Raw genomic sequence first — 20,143 nt, 5'->3', positions numbered from 1 at the left:
TTATGAGTAAATTTCGTTTAGATGAAGTAGATCACCAGATTTTAGATATGTTAATAGACAATACGAGAGTTCCGTTTACTGACATTGCAAAAAAACTTTTGATTTCTGCTGGTACAGTACATGTTAGAGTAAAAAAAATGGAGGATGCCGGTATAATAATGGGATCTTCTTTGGCCTTAGATTACGATAAATTAGGGTATTCATTTATTGCTTATGTGGGTGTATTCCTTAATAATACGTCTCAAACAAAATTTGTATTAGAGCGAATCAATCAAATTCCGTTCGTGACTGTTGCTTCTGTTACAACAGGTAAATTCAACATTTTTTGCAAAATTAGAGCAAAAGATACGAAACACGCGAAAGAAGTAATTTTTATGATTGACGATATCGATGGTGTTTACAGAACAGAAACTATGATTTCATTAGAAGAAAGTATTAACGACAAGAAGCGTTTGATGCATACTATTTTTAAAAATATGTAATATTTTCTTGAATGCTATATTATAAAATATAACCTCAAGTTTACTCTTGAGGTTTTTTTATGACTAATTAACCAACCAACTACAACACAATTATGTACACGTTACCAAAAATTGAACGTTTTAATCAGGACGTTCTCTCTAAATATCACATTTACAATAGTGTATTTATAACATTACCCTTTGATTCGATTGACAATACGGGTGTTTTACTTCCGTTATTTACAGAAACTTGTGAAACAGGATTTAAAAAACAGGAAACACCAAAGGAAATATTCGACTTTTTCTCAAATAAATTTTTAAATAACGCCTCTGAAAAGGAAAAAATCGACTTAATGTTTCGATTTATTCAATATATAGAACGTCAAATTGTATTATTTGATGCTATCGAAGACGCTGCATTTCCTGAAGTTAACAACATGGAAGGGCGTGGTTCGCTTCGTGATATTAAAGAGAAATCTGATGCAAAGGAAAAAGATGATGAATTAAGCGAATTCTTAGAGAACTTCAACGTAAGAACAGTTTTAACGGCACACCCAACACAATTTTATCCTGGTCCGGTTTTGGGAATTATCAATGATTTGACTGAAGCGATTCGTCAGAACAATTTATTACAGATAAAACAATTACTGGCGCAATTAGGGAAAACACCTTTTATACAAAATGAAAAGCCTAATCCTTATGATGAAGCAGTTAGTTTAATCTGGTATCTTGAAAACGTATTTTATGCTACTTCAGGAGAAATTGTGCATTATCTGCAAAAAAACATCCTTGACGGAAATGCAATTAAAAATCAATTAATCAAACTTGGTTTCTGGCCAGGCGGAGATCGTGACGGAAATCCTTTTGTTACTACTGATATAACTTTAAAAGTTGCTGATCGTTTAAGAACTTCAATTTTAAAATGTTATTATGTCGAAATGAGAAATTTAAAGCGCAAGCTAACTTTCTCAGATGTAGATACTTTGGTAGCCGATCTTGAACATAAACTTTATCGTTCAGTATTTTATTCTAAAGGTGAAATATTTATCACTTTAGATGAATTATTGACGCAGTTAAATAAAATTAGAACGATAATTATCGAGAAGCACCAGTCACTATATTTAGATGAACTGGAAGCACTTTTGGTAAAAATCAATTTATTTGGGTTTCATTTCGCCACTTTAGATATTCGTCAGAATAGTAAAATTCATAATGCAGTATTTAAAGATGTTGTTACTCATTATCTAAATTCAGGTTCATCAATTTTCCCAAAGAATTATTATGAACTGACAGAAAATGAGAAAATTGATGTTTTATCAAAAGTAAAAGGCAATTTAAATCCAGCTGATTTTGAAAATGAAATCACAAGATCAACTTTAGAATCTGTTCAGGCTATAAAAACAATTCAGGAAAATAATGGTGAAGAAGGTGCAAACCGCTATATCATTAGCAACAATGAAAGTGCACTTAATGTGATGGAGACTTTTGCAATGATTCGTTTGAATGATTGGGAAGAACCAACAGTTGATATTATTCCGCTTTTTGAATCTGTAGATGATTTACAAAATGCGCATCAAATAATGGAGCAGTTATACACTAATCCTGAATATTCAAAACATCTAAAAGCAAGAGGAAATAAGCAAACTATTATGCTTGGTTTTTCTGACGGAACAAAAGATGGTGGTTACTTAATGGCAAACTGGAGTATTTATCAGGCTAAAATTGCCCTGACTGAAATTTCCAGAAAATATAACATTAAAGCTATTTTCTTTGATGGACGTGGAGGCCCGCCGGCTCGTGGTGGTGGAAAAACACACAAATTCTACGCATCACTTGGACCAAAAATTGAAAACAACGAAATTCAAATTACTGTACAAGGGCAAACAATCAGCTCTAACTTTGGTACTTTAGATTCATGTCGTTATAATATTGAGAATCTTTTGAGTGCCGGTGTAACGAATCAGGTATTCAGCAAAGATAAAAATGAATTAACAGCAGAAGAGACTCAAATCTTAAATCATTTAGCTGATTTAGGATATGAAAAATATTTAAGTTTTAAAAATCATCCGAAATTTATTCCTTATTTGGAAAAGATGAGTACGCTGAAATATTATTCTAAAACTAATATCGGAAGCCGTCCTTCAAAAAGAAGTAAATCAGAGTCTTTGGATTTTGCTGATTTAAGAGCAATTCCGTTTGTTGGGTCATGGAGCCAGTTGAAACAAAATGTACCTGGATTTTTTGGAGTTGGTTCAGCACTAAGATATTTCGAAGAAAACGGACAATGGGATAAAGTAAGTGATCTGTACCACAATTCATTATTTTTCAAAACTTTATTAGAAAATAGTATGATGTCATTGGCTAAATCATTTCTACCATTGACTGCTTATATGAGAAATGATCCTGAGTTTGGTGAATTTTGGCAAATCATATACGATGAGTTTTCAGAAACAAAACGTTTATTACTAAAAATTGCCGGGCATAAAACTTTGATGGAAAATTATCCTGACGGTATTGCGTCAATTCAAATTAGAGAACGAATTGTTTTACCATTATTGACTATTCAGCAATATGCTTTGTTACGAATTAATGAATTAAACAAAGATCTTTCTGGAAACGAAGATTTGAGAAAAGTGTATGAGAAAATTGTAACCAGATCTCTTTTCGGAAATACTAATGCAAGTAGAAACTCCGCTTAAAGTTAAATTTATTTTATTATAGAAATTTAAAATTATCTAAAATGAATTCAGATCAATTGTTAGAAAATGAATACTCTGGCGGATTTGCAACTTATATTAAAGAAGCTGGAAATGTAAACCTAATAGAAGAATTAGAAATTTCGCTGCATGATTTTATCCGATTTGTTCAGGATATCCCAATGGATAAATTTGACTATCGTTATGCTGAAGGGAAGTGGACTATAAAAGACATCATCCAACATATAATTGATTGTGAGCGTATTTTTGCATACAGAGCATTAAGGTTTTCCAGAAATGACAAAACGCCTTTGCCAAGTTTTGAAGAAAATGATTATGCAGTTAACACTGATTCAAACCGAAGAAGTATTCAAGATTTACTTACTGAGCTTTCGGCGTTAAGACATTCTAATTTATTGTTTTTCAAAAGCTTGTCTGAAGAACAGCTTAAACGAATTGGAACTGCTTCAAATATTCAAATCTCTGTTCGTGCTTTAGGCTTTGTCATTATAGGACATCAAAAACATCATCAAAAAGTTTTTAGAGAAAGGTATTTGTAATTCAAAATAAGTTATAAAATCAAACCCGACAGGTTTTAAAAACCAGTCGGGTTTACTATTTTACCCAATCTTGTCATTCCGAGGAACGAGGAATCACACTAGAAATTCTATAAAGATTGGCTACTAACTTTATGGAATTTCTAGTGCGATCTTTCCTTCGTCAAGATGACAAAACTGATTTCTGTTTCCTTTCAATAAAAGCTAACCCGAAACGAATTTTATCGTAAGACATTTTTTCTTCAAAATAATCAAAATAAGGTTTTAGCGCATTAGGATTTTCCAGTTCTATCTGAGCTTTTTCTATTTTCGAAATTTCGTCCTCAGAAACAAATTGGCTCAAATCTAAATTATGACCATCTACATACAATTTTGCTAAATGCGAAATCACAGTAGTCTTACTAATACTTCTTTGCTCAGCAATTTCTTCTACAGAAATTCCATTTTCAAATAATTCAAGCGTTTTATTAAAAGTGCTTCCTTTTTTCTCTTTTTTTACAACCGATTTATTTTTATAAAATTCAATTATCGCATTAATAAATTCGGAACCGTATTTTTCCAACTTCGCTTTACCAACACCTTCGACCGCAAGAAAATCATCATCCGTCATAGGTCGTAAAATTTCCATTTGTCGCAAAGATGCATCGCTAAAAATTACATAAGCCGGAACTTCTTCTTCTTTTGCAATTTCGTAACGTAATTTTCGAAGTGTTTCAAAAAGAGAATTCTTAGCTACCTTCATTTTCTCTTGTTTGATTTCATTTTTATCAATCACTTTTTTAACGACAGTTGTCAATTTTACTTTTTCGCCTTCAAACAAAACTTTTTTAGCAAATGACGTCAACAAAATTTTATTGTGCTGATGAAATGCAATTTCACAATAACCAAGATTGATCAGCTGAATTAAATATTGATTCCAGTCGTACCATGAAATGTCTGCGCCAATTCCGTACGTTTTTAGCGTTTGATAATTTTTTTCAAAAATATATGCGTTTTTTGAGCCTCTTAAAAAATCAACAATAACAGGTAATGGTTCAGACTCCTGCAAACGGGTTATCGCTGATAATGCTTTTTGGGCTAAAATTGTTCCATCAAAAAATATTGGAGGTTTCTTGCAAATATCACAATTGCCACAATTATCAGATACTAATTCTCCAAAATAAGATAAAAGAATTTTTCTTCTGCAGCTCAAAGCGTCTGCATATTGCTTCATCCTTTCTAATTTTGCAAGCTGAACATCTGAGTTCAATCCCTCTGACGCAAATTTCTGAAGCTGAATAACATCGGCATAACTTTCAAACAAAATAGTTTCAGCAGGCAATCCATCACGACCAGCACGACCAATTTCCTGATAATACCCTTCAATATTTTTTGGCAGATTGTAATGAATAACCCAGCGTACATTTGATTTATCAATTCCCATTCCGAAAGCAATTGTCGCACAAACAACCTGACAATCATCATTTATAAAACTGTCTTGTGTTTTTGCACGGATCTTATTGTCTAAACCAGCATGATAAGCTTTTGCAGTAATTCCGTTTTTTTGTAATTTTTCTGCAAGTTCTTCAGTCGTTTTTCGACTTAAACAATAAATAATACCGGACTCATTCGGTTTGTTCTCAACAAATTCAATTATTTGTTTTACACGATCCAAAGCCGGACGAACTTCCAGACTTAAGTTCTTTCTATCAAATGAAGCAATGAAAGTTTTTGGATTTTTTAAATTTAGCTGTTTGGTTATATCTGTTCTCGTCGCTTTGTCAGCTGTTGCAGTAAGTGCCAGAACTGGAGTAGAAGGGAAGCGATTTTTTAAATATCCCAAATTGGTATAAGCAGGTCTAAAGTCATGCCCCCAAGATGAAATACAGTGTGCTTCATCAATCGCTATCAGGCTTATTTCTAACTCATTAAACATAACATCCAGATAAGATAAACTTTCAGGAGCAATATATACCAATTTAAAAATATTTGATTTTAGATTATCAATATTAAATTGCTGTTCTTCAGTGCTTTGACTACTATTAATATAACATGCAGAAATTCCGTTGGCTTTTAAACTATCAACCTGATCTTTCATTAATGCAATTAAAGGAGAAATAACAATTGTAATTCCTGGCAAAACAAGAGCCGGTAATTGAAAACAAATTGATTTCCCTCCGCCAGTTGGCATAATGGCAAGCGTATCCTGACCAGAAAGTATGGTATTAATTATCGTTTCCTGATTGGGTCTGAATTTTTCAAAACCAAAATTGTCTTTTAGTTTGGCGTGTAATAATTCTGATGTCATATGTAATATTATTTCTTGTAAAGATGAATTATTAAATATAAGAAATTTCTTTCAAACATATAAATTTGTTACGTAATAAAAAAAGGAACTCATTTTTGTAGAGTTCCTTTTTTTAAATATTTAAAATAAACGATTAGTCTTCGTCGTCATCGTCATCATCACTATCGTCTGCGATATCATCTTTATCCTCATCATCATCATCGTCACCACCATCTGTATCTGGCTTGTCCTGAGTATCATCATCGTCATCGTCGTCGCTATCATCCTCAAGATCAATCCCTTTAACTGGCTCAATTGTATCTACATCAAGATCAATATCGTCATCTTCATCGTAGTTTTCAATTCTGTCAGCAAGTTTAGTACTGATTTTTACTAAATAAATAGTGTCTTCGGTGCGAACTTCAACAGCTTCTACTAATTCGTTTTTAGCGTTTCTAAAACGGATAACATCCGAATCGTCATAACCATCAGGAAATTTTTCAACCAAAAGGTTTAAAATTTCATTGGTCAATTTAGCGTAGTCTACTATAACTCTTTTCATAAAATATCCTATAAATCTAATAAATAAGCAAAAATTAACGGTGCAACAATTGTAGCATCCGACTCTATAATAAATTTAGGGGTTTTGATGTCTAGTTTACCCCAAGTAATTTTCTCATTTGGAACTGCTCCCGAATAAGAACCATAACTAGTTGTAGAATCTGAAATTTGACAGAAATAGCTCCAGAAAGGAATATCGTGCATTTCCATATCCTGGTACAACATTGGTACCACACAAATAGGGAAGTCACCCGCAATACCACCACCAATTTGGAAGAATCCAATTCCGTTAGCGCTATTTTTTGGATACCAGTCAGCAAGGAATGTCATATATTCAATTCCTGATTTCATGGTAGATGCTTTCAAATCACCTTTAATTACGTATGAAGCGAAAATATTTCCCATTGTACTATCTTCCCAACCTGGAACGATAATTGGTAAATTTTTCTCTGCAGCTGCATACATCCAGCTATCTTTTAGATCAATTTCGTAGTATTCTTCTAAAACACCTGATAATAACATTTTGTACATGAATTCATGTGGAAAATAACGTTCTCCTTTATCATCAGCATCTTTCCAGATTTTGTAAATGTGTTTTTGCAAACGACGGAATGCTTCGTGTTCAGGAATACAAGTGTCAGTAACACGGTTTAATCCTCTTTCAAGTAAAGCCCATTCGTCTTCCGGCGTTAAATCACGATAATGTGGCACTCTTTCATAATGAGAGTGTGCAACAAGATTCATGATATCTTCTTCTAGATTGGCTCCAGTACATGAAATAATTTGTACTTTATCTTGTCTAATTATTTCGGCAAAAATTTTACCAATTTCTGCTGTACTCATAGCGCCAGCCATACTCACCATCATTTTAGCACCATTTGCTAACTGTTGTTCATAAGCTTTTGCAGCATCAACTAAAGCAGCAGAATTAAAGTGTAAATAATGTTTTTCAATAAACTGACTGATTGGTCCTTTCATTTCGTTCTTGTTTTTTTTCTTTGTTTTTGAATTAAAAAGTTTTTAACCTTCTGTTGTATGCAAATTAATCATTTTTCAAATATTAACATTTAATTTGCAAGAATTTTTTTTACATTTTTTTCTTGTATCCTAAAATCTTCAATACATCATCTGAAGTTTGTTGTTCTGAGAACACTTCGGTTGCCAGAATACCATTTTCGTCGCGATCTATTAAAATATGCTTAGGTTGTGGAATCAAACAGTGGTGTAAACCTCCATATCCTCCAATTGTTTCCTGATACGCACCAGTATTAAAGAAACCAATGTAAAGCGGCTTTTCTTTGTTGTATTTAGGCAAATAAATAGCGTTCATGTTTTGTTCTGAATTATAATAGTCGTCACTATCACAAGTCAATCCACCCAATAGAACCCGCTCGTAAGTATCATTCCAACGGTTCACCGCCAGCATGATAAAACGTTTGTTTATTGCCCAAGTATCCGGCAAAGTTGTTATGAAAGATGAATCAATCATATTCCATTTCTCTCTATCATTTTGTTGTTTTTGATACAAAATCTGATAGATTGCGCCACCACTTTCACCTACAGTAAATGATCCAAATTCCGTAAAAATATTAGGAACATCTACTTCTGCTTCATCGCAGGCGATTTTAATCTGATTGATAATTTCATCAATCATATATTGATAATCATATTCAAACGCCAATGAGTTTTTAATTGGAAAACCACCTCCAATGTTCAAACCATCAAGAGTAGGACATTCCTTTTTTAGTGCAATGTATACTTTGATACATTTTACAAGCTCATTCCAATAATATGATGTGTCGTTTATTCCGGTATTAATGAAAAAGTGAAGCATTTTAAGCTCCAGTTTATCATTTTCCTGAATCTGTTTTTTATAAAACGAAACGATATTTTTATATCCAATTCCTAATCTTGAGGTATAAAACTCAAATTTAGGCTCTTCCTCAGCAGCAATACGAATTCCAATTTTAAATTTTCCTTTGATTTCTGCCTGAAGCAAATCTAATTCTTCGTAATTATCAATAATCGGAATAGTGTTTTTATGTCCGTTGTTGATTAATCTTGCGATATTAGATATGTACTCATCTCTTTTAAAACCATTACATATTACATAAGTACTTTTGTTGATTTTACCATTCTCCAATAAGTTTTCCACAATATTAACATCAAACGCTGATGATGTTTCTATATGAATATTATTTTTAAATGCCTCATTCATAATATACTCAAAATGAGAACTTTTTGTACAATAGCAATAGTAATATTTTGCTTCGTACTTGTTCTTTTCCATTGATTTTCTAAACCAGGCTTTTGCCTTATTAATGTTTTCAGAAATTTGAGGCAGGTAGGTAAACTTTAATGGGGTACCATATTGTTCAACCAATTTCATCAAATCGATGTTGTGAAACTGTAGGTTGTCTTTGTTTAGTTTAAATTCCTCTTGTGGAAAGTAATATGTTTGATTAATTAGATCAGAATATTTTGTATTCATTTATATTTCAATATTATAAGTTGTAATTTTTAAATTTAGTTTATCGGTTCTAAATCTAAAATTCAAACTCTAATATTGGCGAATATAATGGGCAGTTTTTCATGTTCTGCCTTCGAGCATTGAAAAACATCAAAACAAAACGGACTTTTACTATTATAAAAACGGTTCAACATTCTTAATAAAGAACTGTTGAGACGGTTTCTGTAAGAGCTGAATTGTCTTTGTTTACTGTTTGTTTTCATTGTGGCAAATGTAAAAAATAATATATACCTAAAGCAATGCTTTTGATTAAAAAAAGTTTAAGATTTATAATCCTCAAACGCTTCTAGAATCAATTTATTTTCAACAGATTGGTTAATCTTTATTTTTCCGATTCCTTCAATAAGCGCAAATTGAATTAAACCATATTCATTTTTTTTGTCATGAATCAGCAATTCAAGTATCGGATCAATGTCATTTTCCTCAAAAATGATGTCGTCGTAGATACCTTTTATTACGGTTTTAATTTCTCTGTATTCTTCTTCTGAGATAAGATTTTGCTTTAGTGAAATATAAGCTTCCAAAATCATTCCGGCAGCAATGGCTTCGCCGTGCAATAAAGTTGTTTTTTCTTCACTTTCTAAAAAATATCCTTCAATAGCATGTCCTAATGTATGTCCGAAGTTTAATGCTTTACGAATATTTTTCTCTGTTGGATCCTGAATAACAATTTCATTTTTAATTTCAACTGAACGATAAATTAACTGATCCAATTCATCAAAAACAATCGATTTTAAATCTGAAAACTGTCGCCAGTACGGAGCATCGTAAATTAGACCATGCTTTAGCATTTCAGCTAAACCGGAACGCATCTCGGTTTGTGGCAAAGTTTCTAAATATTCTGTATCAATCAAAACCATTTGAGGAACGTTAATTACTCCAATTTGGTTTTTAAGATTCCCTAAGTCAACACCCGTTTTTCCTCCAACAGAAGCATCAACCATAGACAATAAAGTAGTTGGTACATTTATAAAGTTAACACCTCTTTTAAAAGTAGAAGCAACAAAACCTCCTAAATCAGTAACAACACCACCTCCAACATTAATAATAAGCGATTTTCTATCAGCACCAAGTTCCGTTAATATGTTCCAGATTTCTATACAGGTTTCAATATTTTTATTGGCTTCACCAGCTTCAAATTCAATAATTTCGATGGATAAATCTGTTTCCAGCATTGGAATAAATTTAGGAAGACAGTGCTCATTTGTATGCTCATCTACTATTATAAAGATATTTGAATATTTATTTTCTCTTAAATGATTATTTAATGCTTCGTATGCATTTTGGTTAAAATGCACCAGATAATTATTGGCTTGAATAGATTTCATACTTCTTCGGTTATTTTAAAACGCAAAATACGGCATTTTTGACGTAATAATATTCAAATTTTAACTCTAATTTGTTGAATAAGTCTTGATTTTCCTGACTTATTAAATCCTAGAATGGCATTTATAGCTCTTTAAAAGAGACGCTTTTCTAATTCTGTAAACTTTTACGTCAAAATACAACTTTAACTAAAAATATGCAAAAATATGATATCGTTTATTAAACATTATTCAAAACAGTCTTTATCTTTGCATAAAAACTAAACTTAATGGAAAAAATATTCGATAACACTCAAGTTGCATTTTCACTAAAAAGTGATACCGAACTTGACAGAGCCTATTTTCTTTTTAAAATGATTGACAGTGAACCTCTTGTTAGAATTGGAACCGCTGTTACTAATTTCGCTATTAAAGCGCATCTTCCTGTTGAAGGGTTAATTCGTGCCACTGTTTTTGATCACTTTTGTGGTGGTGTAAACGAGAATGATTGTCTTACTGTAGTAGATAAAATGTATACTAAAGGCGTTTCATCGGTGTTGGATTATTCTGTTGAAGGAAAAGAAGAAGAAGAACAGTTTGATGCTGCTCTTGAAATGACATTAAGAACTGTGGAATTTGCAAAAGAACGCCTTGCAATTCCGTTTGCGGTATTTAAACCAACCGGATTAGGCCGTTTCGAATTGTATGAAAAACTAGGAGAAAAACAAACTTTAAATCCTTCTGAACAAGCTGAATGGGATAGAGTAGTGGCTCGTTTTGATAAAATTTGCAGTGAAGCACACAAAAAAGATGTAGCTCTACTTATTGATGGTGAAGAAAGCTGGATGCAAGACGCTGCTGATGATTTAGTAACTGACATGATGCGCAAATACAACAAAGAAAAAGCCATTATATTCAATACTTTGCAAATGTACCGTTGGGATCGTTTGGATTATTTGAAAAAACTACATGAAGTTGCCAAAAATGAAGGTTTCTATATCGGAATGAAACTAGTTCGTGGTGCTTACATGGAAAAAGAAAACAAACGCGCAGAAGAAAAAGGATATGTTTCTCCAATTTGTGTTTCTAAAGAAGCAACTGATGTAAATTATGATGCTGCTGTACATTATATGTTAGATCACATCGAAAAAATGGCCATTTTTGCCGGAACTCACAACGAATTGAGTTCGTACAAACTAATGGAAATGATGGCGCAAAGAGGTATCTCTAAAAATGATAACAGAATCTGGTTCGGTCAATTGTACGGAATGAGCGATAACATTAGTTACAACTTGGCGGAAAACGGTTATAATGTTGCAAAATATTTGCCATTTGGTCCTGTAAAAGATGTTATGCCATACCTTATTCGTCGTGCAGAAGAAAACACTTCTGTAGCAGGACAAACAAGTCGCGAATTATCTATGATTAAAGCAGAACGTAAACGTAGAAAAGGGAAATAATTTTCAGTTTTCTGTCTCAGTTTATAGTTTATATATAAAGGGCTCCAATTAAAAATTGGAGCCCTTTTTTTGTTTTTAATATTCTTTGTGTAAACTGGACTGAAGTCCAGCTCTACAATATGGTTCGTTCCTTCGGAACTTTTAAAAAAAACTTTTGGCTCGCTTTATATTTTAGAGACGGACTTCAATCCGATTTACAATGGTCATTAAACAAAACAAACCCGACAGGTTTTAAAATCTGTCGGGTTTGTTTTGTAATTGGAATTTGAAATTTCTTAAGAATTACTAAACTGTAAATTGCTTAAGTTTTTATAAATTCCGTTTTCAAGGTTTATTAATTCCTGATGCGTTCCTTCTTCGGAAATTTTTCCGTTGTCTAAAACTAAGATTTTATCTGCATTTCTAATAGTTGACAAACGGTGAGCGATGATAATGCTTGTTCTTCCTTCCATTAAAACTTCTAAAGCTTCTTGAACCAGTTTTTCGCTTTCGCTATCTAATGATGATGTTGCTTCATCTAAAATCAAAATACTTGGATTTTTAAGCAAAGCTCTCGCAATAGCAATACGCTGACGTTGTCCGCCGGATAATTTTACGCCGCGTTCTCCAACTAAGGTTTCAAATTTTTCTGGGAAACCTTCTATAAAATTAAAAGCATTTGCTTGTTTTGCTGCCGCTATAATTTCTTCGTCTGAAGCATCTGGTTTTCCATACGCAATATTTTCTCTTATTGTTCCTCCAAATAAAATTACATCCTGAGGCACAATACTCATATTTCCACGCAGATTTTCTAAATCATAGTCATGAATATTTTTCCCATCAACTAAAATTTCTCCAGACGTAATATCGTAGAAACGCAGTAATAAAGACGAAATAGTCGATTTTCCGGCTCCACTTGGTCCAACAATCGCAATTTTTTGTCCAAATTCAGCTGAGAAATTTACATCTTTTAAAACCTGAACTTCTTTTCTTGAAGGATAATGGAATGCAACATTTTTAAAAGTAACATTTCCTTTTATTTTTTCTATTGTATGTACTTTTGAATTTGTATTGATTTCTTCCGGAGTTTCTTCTAAAAGTTCAAAAACACGTTCAGTTGCCCCAACTGCTTTTTGAATCTGAGCATACATTTCGGCAATTCCTCCAAAAGAAGCACCAATAAAAGTAGTATAAAGAACAAAAGAAATCAAATCCCCTACGCCTTCAACTTCGCCTCTAATTGTCAAAGTAATTCCGTACCAAACGACAGCAACTACACAGCCAAAAAGGCATAAAATGATAAACGAAGCAAAATAACCTCTGTATTGTCCGCCTTTTATGGCAATTTTTACAATTTCTTTTATTTTATTTTTATAACGCTGAATTTCGTACCATTCATTCGCAAAAGCCTTAACATTGCTGATTCCTTGTAATGTTTCTTCAACAATTACCTGACTTTCTGCCACTTTATCTTGTGTTTTTTTACCGTATTTACGAATAAATCTTCCAAATATAACTGCTGCAACGGCAACAACAGGAACGATAGCCAGCATCATTAAAGTCAGTTTTGGACTGATGCTTCCTAAAATCACAAATCCACCAATAATTAAAATAAATTGACGCAGGAATTCGGCGATTGTTGTGGTAAAAGTGTCTTGTAATTGCGAAATATCTGCACTGATTCTGCTGTTTAGTTCACCAACACGTTTTTGAGAGTAGAAAGACATTGGCAATTTTACCAGGTTTTCATACAATGCAAAACGAATGTTTGACAATGAATTTTCTGTAAAATTCACAAAAAGGGAAATTCTGAAAAAAGAGAAAATCGCCTGCAAAGTTAAAATTCCCATTAATGCAATGGCAATTTCATTTGCTTTGTCAAGATCTTTATTCGTTACACAGTCAACAAGCATTCCCATTAATTTAGGAAAGGCTAGGGCAGTGGCGCTGGTTAATAAAAGGAAAATCAAGCCAAGGAAAAATTTCCATTTGTGGTTCTTGGCATATTTAAAAATTCGGAGTGCTTTTTGAAGGGAGTTAGAGTCTAATTTAGCTTTCGGTAAATCGTTTTCTTGAAATCTAGCCATTTGAATATACAATTAAGGTATACAAAGGTATGATTATAGCAAGTGAATACAAAAGAATATTTTTAATTAGCTTTTGAGTTCTCTGTTTTTAACTAAATTTAAGAAAATCGAGATTTTTATTTGGTTTTTAATTTACTGGAAAATAGAACTCTAAATATTTAACCGGAAATATTTACATTTTTTTCACCAAAAACACTTGCAAATACAAAATCTAGATATATATTTGCACTCGCAATCACGAAATGATAGCAACCTAGTAAAATAGGGCGATTAGCTCAGCTGGTTCAGAGCACCTCGTTTACACCGAGGGGGTCGGGGGTTCGAACCCCTCATCGCCCACCAAGAAACTCCTTAAGAAATTAAGGAGTTTTTTTGTTTAAATTTGTCTTCACAACTTCTTTGTATTAATCCAATCAAACTATGAATGAAAATTTAAAAACTGACTTTGACATAATTTGCAAAGAAATAATTATACCTTTTTTCAAGAAATCTGGATTCAAACGTAAGGCTCTTCATTTTTCAAAGCAGACTAATAATGTAATCCAATGCTTCAATGTTCAGAAAAGCCAATGGAATTCATATAATGACAGTATTGACTTTACATTTAATTTCGGTTTTTATAATGCAGAAATATCTTCAATTGTTGATGATAAAGTAATACCGTTAGAATTTCCAAAAACTTATGATTGTTTTATATACAATCGTCTTGGAATATTTTCCCATAAAAGGGATCATTGGTACACATTATCAAAAAATATTGATCCCTCAAAAACAGCGGAGCAAATTAAAACTGATCTTGAAAAATACTTAAAACCAATATTTGAGAACTATGATTCCCTTGAAAAATTACAACTTTTTTTAGATAAAGACAGTAAGTATATAAGTCCTACCTTGTCACCATATTATCTTATTGCATTTTATATGACCACAGGTCAAATTGAAAAAGGAAATAATATTATTAAAGAGCATTATAAAAAAGCATTAAATCCTCAAAAATCTACTCACACAGTTAATTTTCCTGATGGACGACAGCAAGTTAAATCAGAGACATCTATTAACCAACATTACATCGATAATATAAAAAGATTTGCTAAGAAATATAATGTTGAACTTGAAGAAATAGAAGACTCAGAAGCAAATATTAAATTTGTAAATATAAAGCAGAGTTGGTTAAAAAAGCTTTTTGGAATTTAAACATGATTATTGATTTATCAAATAAAAATCCAATCTATATGACTGCAAGTTTTTTCAAATCCTGCAAAAAATGATTAGTAAGGACCACCAAAAAAAACCTTAAGAAATTTAAGGAGTTTTTTTTTGTTTTAGTTTTTACCGAGAAATATTAATTTAGAATGATGAAACAGCTATAAAAAAACAGCACTTGGAAAGAAATACTTCTAGAGGATCATGAAAATCTTATGTTAGAAGCTTGATAAACAATGCAGCAAAAAATATTTCACTTTTTTTTCTAAAAACGCTTGCAAATACAAAATCTAGCTGTATATTTGCACTCGCAATCACGAAATGATAGCAACCTAATAAAATAGGGCGATTAGCTCAGCTGGTTCAGAGCACCTCGTTTACACCGAGGGGGTCGGGGGTTCGAACCCCTCATCGCCCACCAAGAAACTCCTTAAGAAATTAAGGAGTTTTTTTTATACGCCTTTTTTCTAATACTATACAATCCGATATTTAAATAAATTACAACAAGGATTAGCGATCAGTTCCAAAAGCCCACTTTAGAAGAAAGAGTCGTTTCTTATAATAAAAAAGGATGAGATTCATTAGAGACTCAAATGACCGAAAGGGATACATCTCGAAAGTTAAAACACCTCAGTTTTTTCAATTATTTTTTTTACTCGCACCAAGTTTTGCAGATAATTAGCGTACTTTTGGTTCAATCAAAATGTTATTTATAAAAGTAAAATATGAAAAAAATCATTGTAAGTATATTTGTTCTAAGTCAATGTCTTAATGTAAATGGACAATCGATTGATAAAATTATCACGAACAAAGAAGTAACTCGTATCGAGAAAATACTTTCGGCTGATGACATGCAGGGTAGGAGAACTTTTACTCCCGGTATTGATAAAGCATCAGCGTTTATAGAATCAGAGTTTAAAAAAATTGGCCTGCAAACTTTCAATGCAGCAACGAATTATAAACAAGAATTTTCAATGACTGCCTCTGAAGCTGTTTCTTCAAAAATTACTATTGATGGCAAAGAAATAAATAATAATCAAATTGTAACATTCTCCTACCTTCCTCAAGTTTCTTTAACTGAAAAAAGCGACATTTCTATTGTAAAAATCAATAAAGGAGATAACATTGGCGAGAAATTTAATGAATATTATAAAAGTCCGAAAAATCTTTTGGTACTAGTTGATTCTTCATTTGATAATGTTTTACCAAATATTAAACATATCGAAAGAATAACTGCTACTCCAGGAAACAATACAATTATGTTTGTTTTTGGTACCACAGAAGCAACCACTTTTTCTGTTGAATTAACGAATACAATCTCCAAAAAAACATTGAATAATGTTGTTGGAATATTACCTGGAAAAACTAAACCAAATGAGTATGTGATTTTTTCAGGGCATTATGATCATTTAGGAGTAGGCGCTCCCGAAGAAGGCGCTCCACATCCTGCAAATGACTCTATTTATAATGGCGCTAATGATGATGCCGCTGGAACAACAGCAGTAATTATGCTTGCGAAATATTTTAAAAAGCAGAACAACAACGAGCGAACTATTATTTTCACCACATTTGTGGCTGAAGAAATAGGTGGTTATGGAGCCAAATATTTTTCTAAACAGCTTGCGCCAGAACAAGTGATTGCGATGTTCAATATTGAAATGATTGGAACAGAATCTAAATGGGGTAAAAACTCTGCTTATATTACAGGCTTCGAAAAGTCGAATATGGGGCAGATTTTACAAACTAATTTAACAGGAACAAATTTTACATTTTATGCAGATCCTTATCCAGACCAACAATTATTTTATCGCTCAGACAACGCTACTTTAGCCAGACTTGGAGTTCCTGCTCATACCATTTCTACTTCAAAAATGGATAATGAGCTAACGTATCACACAGCCGATGATGAGTTTGAAACGTTGGATATTGATAACATGACTCAAATAATAAAATCAATTGCATTAAGTTCTTCTTCGATTATTAGTGGAAAAGATACACCGACAAGAGTAAATACTACTCAACTGAAATAACTTCAATAAATTATAAAGAATCATAAAAGCGCTGAAAACAATTGATTTTTCAGCGCTTTTTTATTGTTTGATAATACAACCAATGAAAGAGGTTACTTAATAACGAAGCATGATTACAGACATTGTATTTTCTGAATTATAAGAAAAAAAAACTCCGAAATTATAAATCCGTACTCCTGATATCATAAACATGGAATGATTTAAAAGTTAATCGATATAGTTTTGAAAAACATTTTTTAAATCATTTAAAATTCAAAGTTTATGAGAAAAATCTTTTTCGCAATACTATTTGCATTACTATCAAATTTATCTTTTTCACAATCCGAGCAATCTCTGATTGAGATTTGTATTCAAAATTATATTGAAGGCACATCTTACAATAAACCCGAGAATATTAGCAAGGCTTTTTATCCTGAGGCCAATCTGTTTTTAAGTCACAAAGAAAAACCTTTATGGATAGTTCCAAGTTCAGAATATGTTACCTGGTTTCAAAAAGGAAATAAAGGAGAATTTAACGGCCGTGTAGGCAAAATTATCTCTATAGAATATTTTAATGATATCGCTTTAGCGAAAGCAGAAATTCTCATACCTGAAAAAAAACAAGAATTTATGGATATGTTTTTGCTTAAAAAAATTCAGGGTGAATGGAAAATAATTAGCAAAGCGGCAAGCAGCAAAGCAAGTAATAAATCAGGGAAGAAAATACTATTCATTGTTTCCAATGCCAATTATTACGGAAATTCCACAATTTCAACAGGCAATAGTTTTGCAGAAATTGTAAACGCCTACGATACTTTTATAAATTCCGGTTATACGGTTGATTTTGTAAGTCCAAAGGGAGGCGCTATTCCTTTAGCCTATATCAATACTTCTGATAATTTGCAAAAGCAATATTTGTATAACGAAGATTTTATGTATGCCATAAAGAATACTGTGAGTCCCAAAGAAATTGATTATAAAAAATATAAAGCTGTTCATTATATAGGAGGCGGAAGCGCAATGTATGACGTTCCTGAAAATCAAGATATTCAACATATCACTATGCAAGTTTATGAAGATAATAACGGCATCATTTCTTCGGTATGTCATGGAACAGCAGGTATTGTTAACTTGAAAACTAAAAATGGAAAGTTCTTAGTTGAAGGGAAAAAAATAAGTGGTTATCCGGATTCTTTTGAAAAACAAGATGGCAAATATTTCAAACACTTTCCCTTCTTAATTCAGAAAACAATAGAAGAAAGGGGAGGGAAGTTTAAATTCTCAAAGCGAAATGAATCTTATGTTGAACAAGATGCCCGAATTGTTACGGGACAAAACTTTCAATCCTCAAATGGTGTTGCTTTAAAAATAATTGAACTGATTGAAAGAAGTAATTAGTTTTTTTTCATTAACCATCAATACATTACATATATCGATTGCAAATCAACACTATAGAGCGTTATCTACTAAAAAAGATAATTTTAAAATCTTCATTGCTAAAAAATCTTATTTTAATACTTTAAAGTCTTTACAGGCAAAAGAATATAACCAGTTCACTTTTAATTTTGCGGTTCCAAAAATTAAAAATTTGATATTATGGTCGATATGAATATTCCTGATTCTTTACTTGTAAAAAAATACATAGATGGCAATGAAGCTGCTCTTTCAAAATTAATCAAAAGACATGAATCCAGAATATATGGTTTTATATTCTCAAAGATTAAGGATAAAGACATTACAAATGATATTTTTCAAGATACTTTTATTAAAGTAATTAAAACCCTTAAAAGCAATTCTTATAAAGAAGAAGAAAAATTTCTCTCTTGGGTTATGAGAATTTCGCACAATTTGATTGTTGATCATTTTCGCAAAACAAATCGAATGCCGATGCTGAGAGACAATGATCAATTTTCCATTTTTTCTATTATGTCTGATAATTCACTAAATATTGAAAGCAAAATCATTATCGACCAGCTTGAAATTGATTTGAAAAAACTCTTGGAAGAACTTGTAGATGACCAAAAAGAAATACTAATAATGCGATTATATTGTAATATGAGTTTTAAAGAAATATCTGAAGAGAAGAAAATTAGTATAAACACTGCATTGGGCAGAATGCGTTATGCAATAACTAATTTGAGAAAAATTATCGAAAAAAATAAGATTATCTTAAACTAAAACTTGGTGTCGCGCATTTATCTTTATTGCTATAGCGCTAAACTTTTCAAACTAATGCTTCCAAGCTAAAATTTCCTTTTCTATAATTTTAAAAAAAGAGTTTTCGTCCTTTTAGACTAAGTTTTGTCCAAATGTTTATCTTTTCTAATCATACGGAATGTTAAGATGTAAAAACCGCTTAATCCATTTGATTCACTTTGATTTATAATATTGCATAAAGGAAAGCATTTCTAACGTTGCCAAAACAAATAACATTATATTTTTTTCATACTTTTAAGGCTGTTTGTAATTTAAATCAATATCGAAAAATTAATAAAGCTAAATTGAATTGATAAATGAAACAGTCTTCCAATATTTTTCAAAACAGTTTTTCAAAAACCATATTCTTTTATCTAACATTTGCGTCTTTGTTTTTTACTCACAGTAATATATTCGCTCAAAAAAAAGATATGATGGTTCGTGTAGCGGAAATCGAAATCTTCCCTAAATATCTATCCGAATACAAAGCCATTTTAAAAGAAGAATCTTCAGCTTCAGTAAAATTGGAACACGGTGTATTGGCAATTTTTCCAATGTACCAAAAAAACGATTCTACTCAAGTTAAAATATTAGAAATTTATGCGGATCACAATGCTTATCAATCACATTTAAAAACACCACATTTTTTAAAATATAAAACAAGCACGCTTAAAATGGTGAAATCATTAAAATTGATCGATATGAATGCAATTGATCCAGAATCAATGAAATTATTGTTTATGAAAATGAAGGAATAAATCGACTACGGTATATCCCTCTTTCAAAAATCGTCTAAATAACTAGAAGTATTCTTCGGCAATATATTTGCTATTT

Annotated in this window: 15 protein-coding genes and 2 tRNA genes; 11 read left to right on the top strand and 6 right to left on the bottom strand. The window is 31.8% G+C overall.

Going from position 1 to position 20,143, the window contains the following annotated elements; translation table 11 throughout:
* Positions 1–2 precede the first annotated feature (2 nt).
* The 3 genes from BD847_RS05170 (at position 3) to BD847_RS05160 (ending at position 3,717) form a co-directional block, all read left to right on the top strand.
* Positions 3–482 carry an Lrp/AsnC family transcriptional regulator gene (locus BD847_RS05170; protein ID WP_008468989.1) on the top strand — a complete coding sequence of 160 codons (480 nt, stop codon included), beginning with the start codon at positions 3–5 and terminating at the stop codon, positions 480–482.
* A gap of 92 nt (positions 483–574) precedes the next feature.
* On the top strand, positions 575–3,160 hold the full coding sequence (locus tag BD847_RS05165; RefSeq protein WP_115887176.1) for a phosphoenolpyruvate carboxylase: 2,586 nt from the start codon (positions 575–577) through the stop codon (positions 3,158–3,160).
* Between the two features lie 41 nt (positions 3,161–3,201).
* On the top strand, positions 3,202–3,717 hold the full coding sequence (locus tag BD847_RS05160) for a DinB family protein (protein ID WP_115887175.1): 516 nt from the start codon (positions 3,202–3,204) through the stop codon (positions 3,715–3,717).
* 160 nt (positions 3,718–3,877) lie between these two features.
* Here the strand turns inward: BD847_RS05160 and recQ are convergent, their stop codons facing one another.
* From recQ to aroB, 5 genes are all read right to left on the bottom strand, one after another.
* On the bottom strand, positions 3,878–6,001 hold the full coding sequence (recQ, locus tag BD847_RS05155) for a DNA helicase RecQ (RefSeq protein ID WP_115887174.1): 2,124 nt from the start codon (positions 5,999–6,001) through the stop codon (positions 3,878–3,880).
* 133 nt (positions 6,002–6,134) lie between these two features.
* A complete protein-coding gene (locus tag BD847_RS05150; RefSeq protein WP_115887173.1) occupies positions 6,135–6,542 on the bottom strand; it encodes a DNA primase in 408 nt (135 codons plus the stop codon).
* 8 nt (positions 6,543–6,550) lie between these two features.
* Positions 6,551–7,519 (bottom strand): deoxyhypusine synthase family protein, encoded by a 969-nt coding sequence (locus tag BD847_RS05145; RefSeq protein WP_115887172.1) that lies wholly within the window; start codon positions 7,517–7,519, stop codon positions 6,551–6,553.
* A gap of 109 nt (positions 7,520–7,628) precedes the next feature.
* Positions 7,629–9,032 carry a type III PLP-dependent enzyme domain-containing protein gene (locus BD847_RS05140; protein ID WP_115887171.1) on the bottom strand — a complete coding sequence of 468 codons (1,404 nt, stop codon included), beginning with the start codon at positions 9,030–9,032 and terminating at the stop codon, positions 7,629–7,631.
* Positions 9,033–9,331: 299 nt separating this feature from the next.
* Positions 9,332–10,399 carry a 3-dehydroquinate synthase gene (aroB, locus tag BD847_RS05135; protein WP_115887170.1) on the bottom strand — a complete coding sequence of 356 codons (1,068 nt, stop codon included), beginning with the start codon at positions 10,397–10,399 and terminating at the stop codon, positions 9,332–9,334.
* 266 nt (positions 10,400–10,665) lie between these two features.
* On the opposite strand from aroB, the gene BD847_RS05130 reads away from it, so the two are divergent.
* On the top strand, positions 10,666–11,835 hold the full coding sequence (locus BD847_RS05130; protein WP_115887169.1) for a proline dehydrogenase family protein: 1,170 nt from the start codon (positions 10,666–10,668) through the stop codon (positions 11,833–11,835).
* 275 nt (positions 11,836–12,110) lie between these two features.
* On the opposite strand, the gene BD847_RS05125 is transcribed toward BD847_RS05130, so the two are convergent.
* Entirely contained in the window at positions 12,111–13,901 is a 1,791-nt protein-coding gene (locus BD847_RS05125; protein ID WP_115887168.1) for an ABC transporter ATP-binding protein, read from the bottom strand.
* A 264-nt stretch (positions 13,902–14,165) separates the two neighbouring features.
* Here BD847_RS05125 and BD847_RS05120 point away from each other — a divergent pair.
* The 7 genes from BD847_RS05120 (at position 14,166) to BD847_RS05085 (ending at position 20,067) form a co-directional block, all read left to right on the top strand.
* Positions 14,166–14,243 (top strand) — tRNA-Val (locus BD847_RS05120).
* A 78-nt stretch (positions 14,244–14,321) separates the two neighbouring features.
* Positions 14,322–15,095 carry a DUF4304 domain-containing protein gene (locus BD847_RS05115; protein WP_115887167.1) on the top strand — a complete coding sequence of 258 codons (774 nt, stop codon included), beginning with the start codon at positions 14,322–14,324 and terminating at the stop codon, positions 15,093–15,095.
* A 352-nt stretch (positions 15,096–15,447) separates the two neighbouring features.
* Positions 15,448–15,525: transfer RNA gene (locus tag BD847_RS05110), tRNA-Val, on the top strand.
* 304 nt (positions 15,526–15,829) lie between these two features.
* On the top strand, positions 15,830–17,134 hold the full coding sequence (locus tag BD847_RS05105; RefSeq protein WP_115887166.1) for a M20/M25/M40 family metallo-hydrolase: 1,305 nt from the start codon (positions 15,830–15,832) through the stop codon (positions 17,132–17,134).
* A gap of 261 nt (positions 17,135–17,395) precedes the next feature.
* Complete coding sequence (locus BD847_RS05100) at positions 17,396–18,511, top strand: nuclear transport factor 2 family protein (protein WP_115887165.1); 1,116 nt, start codon at positions 17,396–17,398, stop codon at positions 18,509–18,511.
* A gap of 198 nt (positions 18,512–18,709) precedes the next feature.
* Positions 18,710–19,291 carry an RNA polymerase sigma factor gene (locus BD847_RS05090; protein WP_115887163.1) on the top strand — a complete coding sequence of 194 codons (582 nt, stop codon included), beginning with the start codon at positions 18,710–18,712 and terminating at the stop codon, positions 19,289–19,291.
* A 335-nt stretch (positions 19,292–19,626) separates the two neighbouring features.
* Entirely contained in the window at positions 19,627–20,067 is a 441-nt protein-coding gene (locus BD847_RS05085) for a putative quinol monooxygenase (protein WP_244201558.1), read from the top strand.
* Positions 20,068–20,143 lie beyond the last annotated feature (76 nt).

This window comes from Flavobacterium cutihirudinis, assembly GCF_003385895.1.
In the GTDB taxonomy this organism is placed as follows: domain Bacteria; phylum Bacteroidota; class Bacteroidia; order Flavobacteriales; family Flavobacteriaceae; genus Flavobacterium; species Flavobacterium cutihirudinis.
The sequence above is the reverse complement of the archived record's forward strand: the minus strand, read 5'-3'. Positions and strand labels throughout refer to the sequence as shown.

What these genes read in the sequence shown, in the direction of transcription:
- BD847_RS05170 (WP_008468989.1), top strand. Translation starts at nt 3, where the DNA reads ATGAGTAAATTTCGTTTAGATGAAGTAGATCACCAGATTTTAGATATG.
- BD847_RS05165 (WP_115887176.1), top strand. Translation starts at nt 575, where the DNA reads ATGTACACGTTACCAAAAATTGAACGTTTTAATCAGGACGTTCTCTCT.
- BD847_RS05160 (WP_115887175.1), top strand. Translation starts at nt 3,202, where the DNA reads ATGAATTCAGATCAATTGTTAGAAAATGAATACTCTGGCGGATTTGCA.
- recQ (WP_115887174.1), bottom strand. Translation starts at nt 6,001, where the DNA reads ATGACATCAGAATTATTACACGCCAAACTAAAAGACAATTTTGGTTTT.
- BD847_RS05150 (WP_115887173.1), bottom strand. Translation starts at nt 6,542, where the DNA reads ATGAAAAGAGTTATAGTAGACTACGCTAAATTGACCAATGAAATTTTA.
- BD847_RS05145 (WP_115887172.1), bottom strand. Translation starts at nt 7,519, where the DNA reads ATGAAAGGACCAATCAGTCAGTTTATTGAAAAACATTATTTACACTTT.
- BD847_RS05140 (WP_115887171.1), bottom strand. Translation starts at nt 9,032, where the DNA reads ATGAATACAAAATATTCTGATCTAATTAATCAAACATATTACTTTCCA.
- aroB (WP_115887170.1), bottom strand. Translation starts at nt 10,399, where the DNA reads ATGAAATCTATTCAAGCCAATAATTATCTGGTGCATTTTAACCAAAAT.
- BD847_RS05130 (WP_115887169.1), top strand. Translation starts at nt 10,666, where the DNA reads ATGGAAAAAATATTCGATAACACTCAAGTTGCATTTTCACTAAAAAGT.
- BD847_RS05125 (WP_115887168.1), bottom strand. Translation starts at nt 13,901, where the DNA reads ATGGCTAGATTTCAAGAAAACGATTTACCGAAAGCTAAATTAGACTCT.
- BD847_RS05115 (WP_115887167.1), top strand. Translation starts at nt 14,322, where the DNA reads ATGAATGAAAATTTAAAAACTGACTTTGACATAATTTGCAAAGAAATA.
- BD847_RS05105 (WP_115887166.1), top strand. Translation starts at nt 15,830, where the DNA reads ATGAAAAAAATCATTGTAAGTATATTTGTTCTAAGTCAATGTCTTAAT.
- BD847_RS05100 (WP_115887165.1), top strand. Translation starts at nt 17,396, where the DNA reads ATGAGAAAAATCTTTTTCGCAATACTATTTGCATTACTATCAAATTTA.
- BD847_RS05090 (WP_115887163.1), top strand. Translation starts at nt 18,710, where the DNA reads ATGGTCGATATGAATATTCCTGATTCTTTACTTGTAAAAAAATACATA.
- BD847_RS05085 (WP_244201558.1), top strand. Translation starts at nt 19,627, where the DNA reads ATGAAACAGTCTTCCAATATTTTTCAAAACAGTTTTTCAAAAACCATA.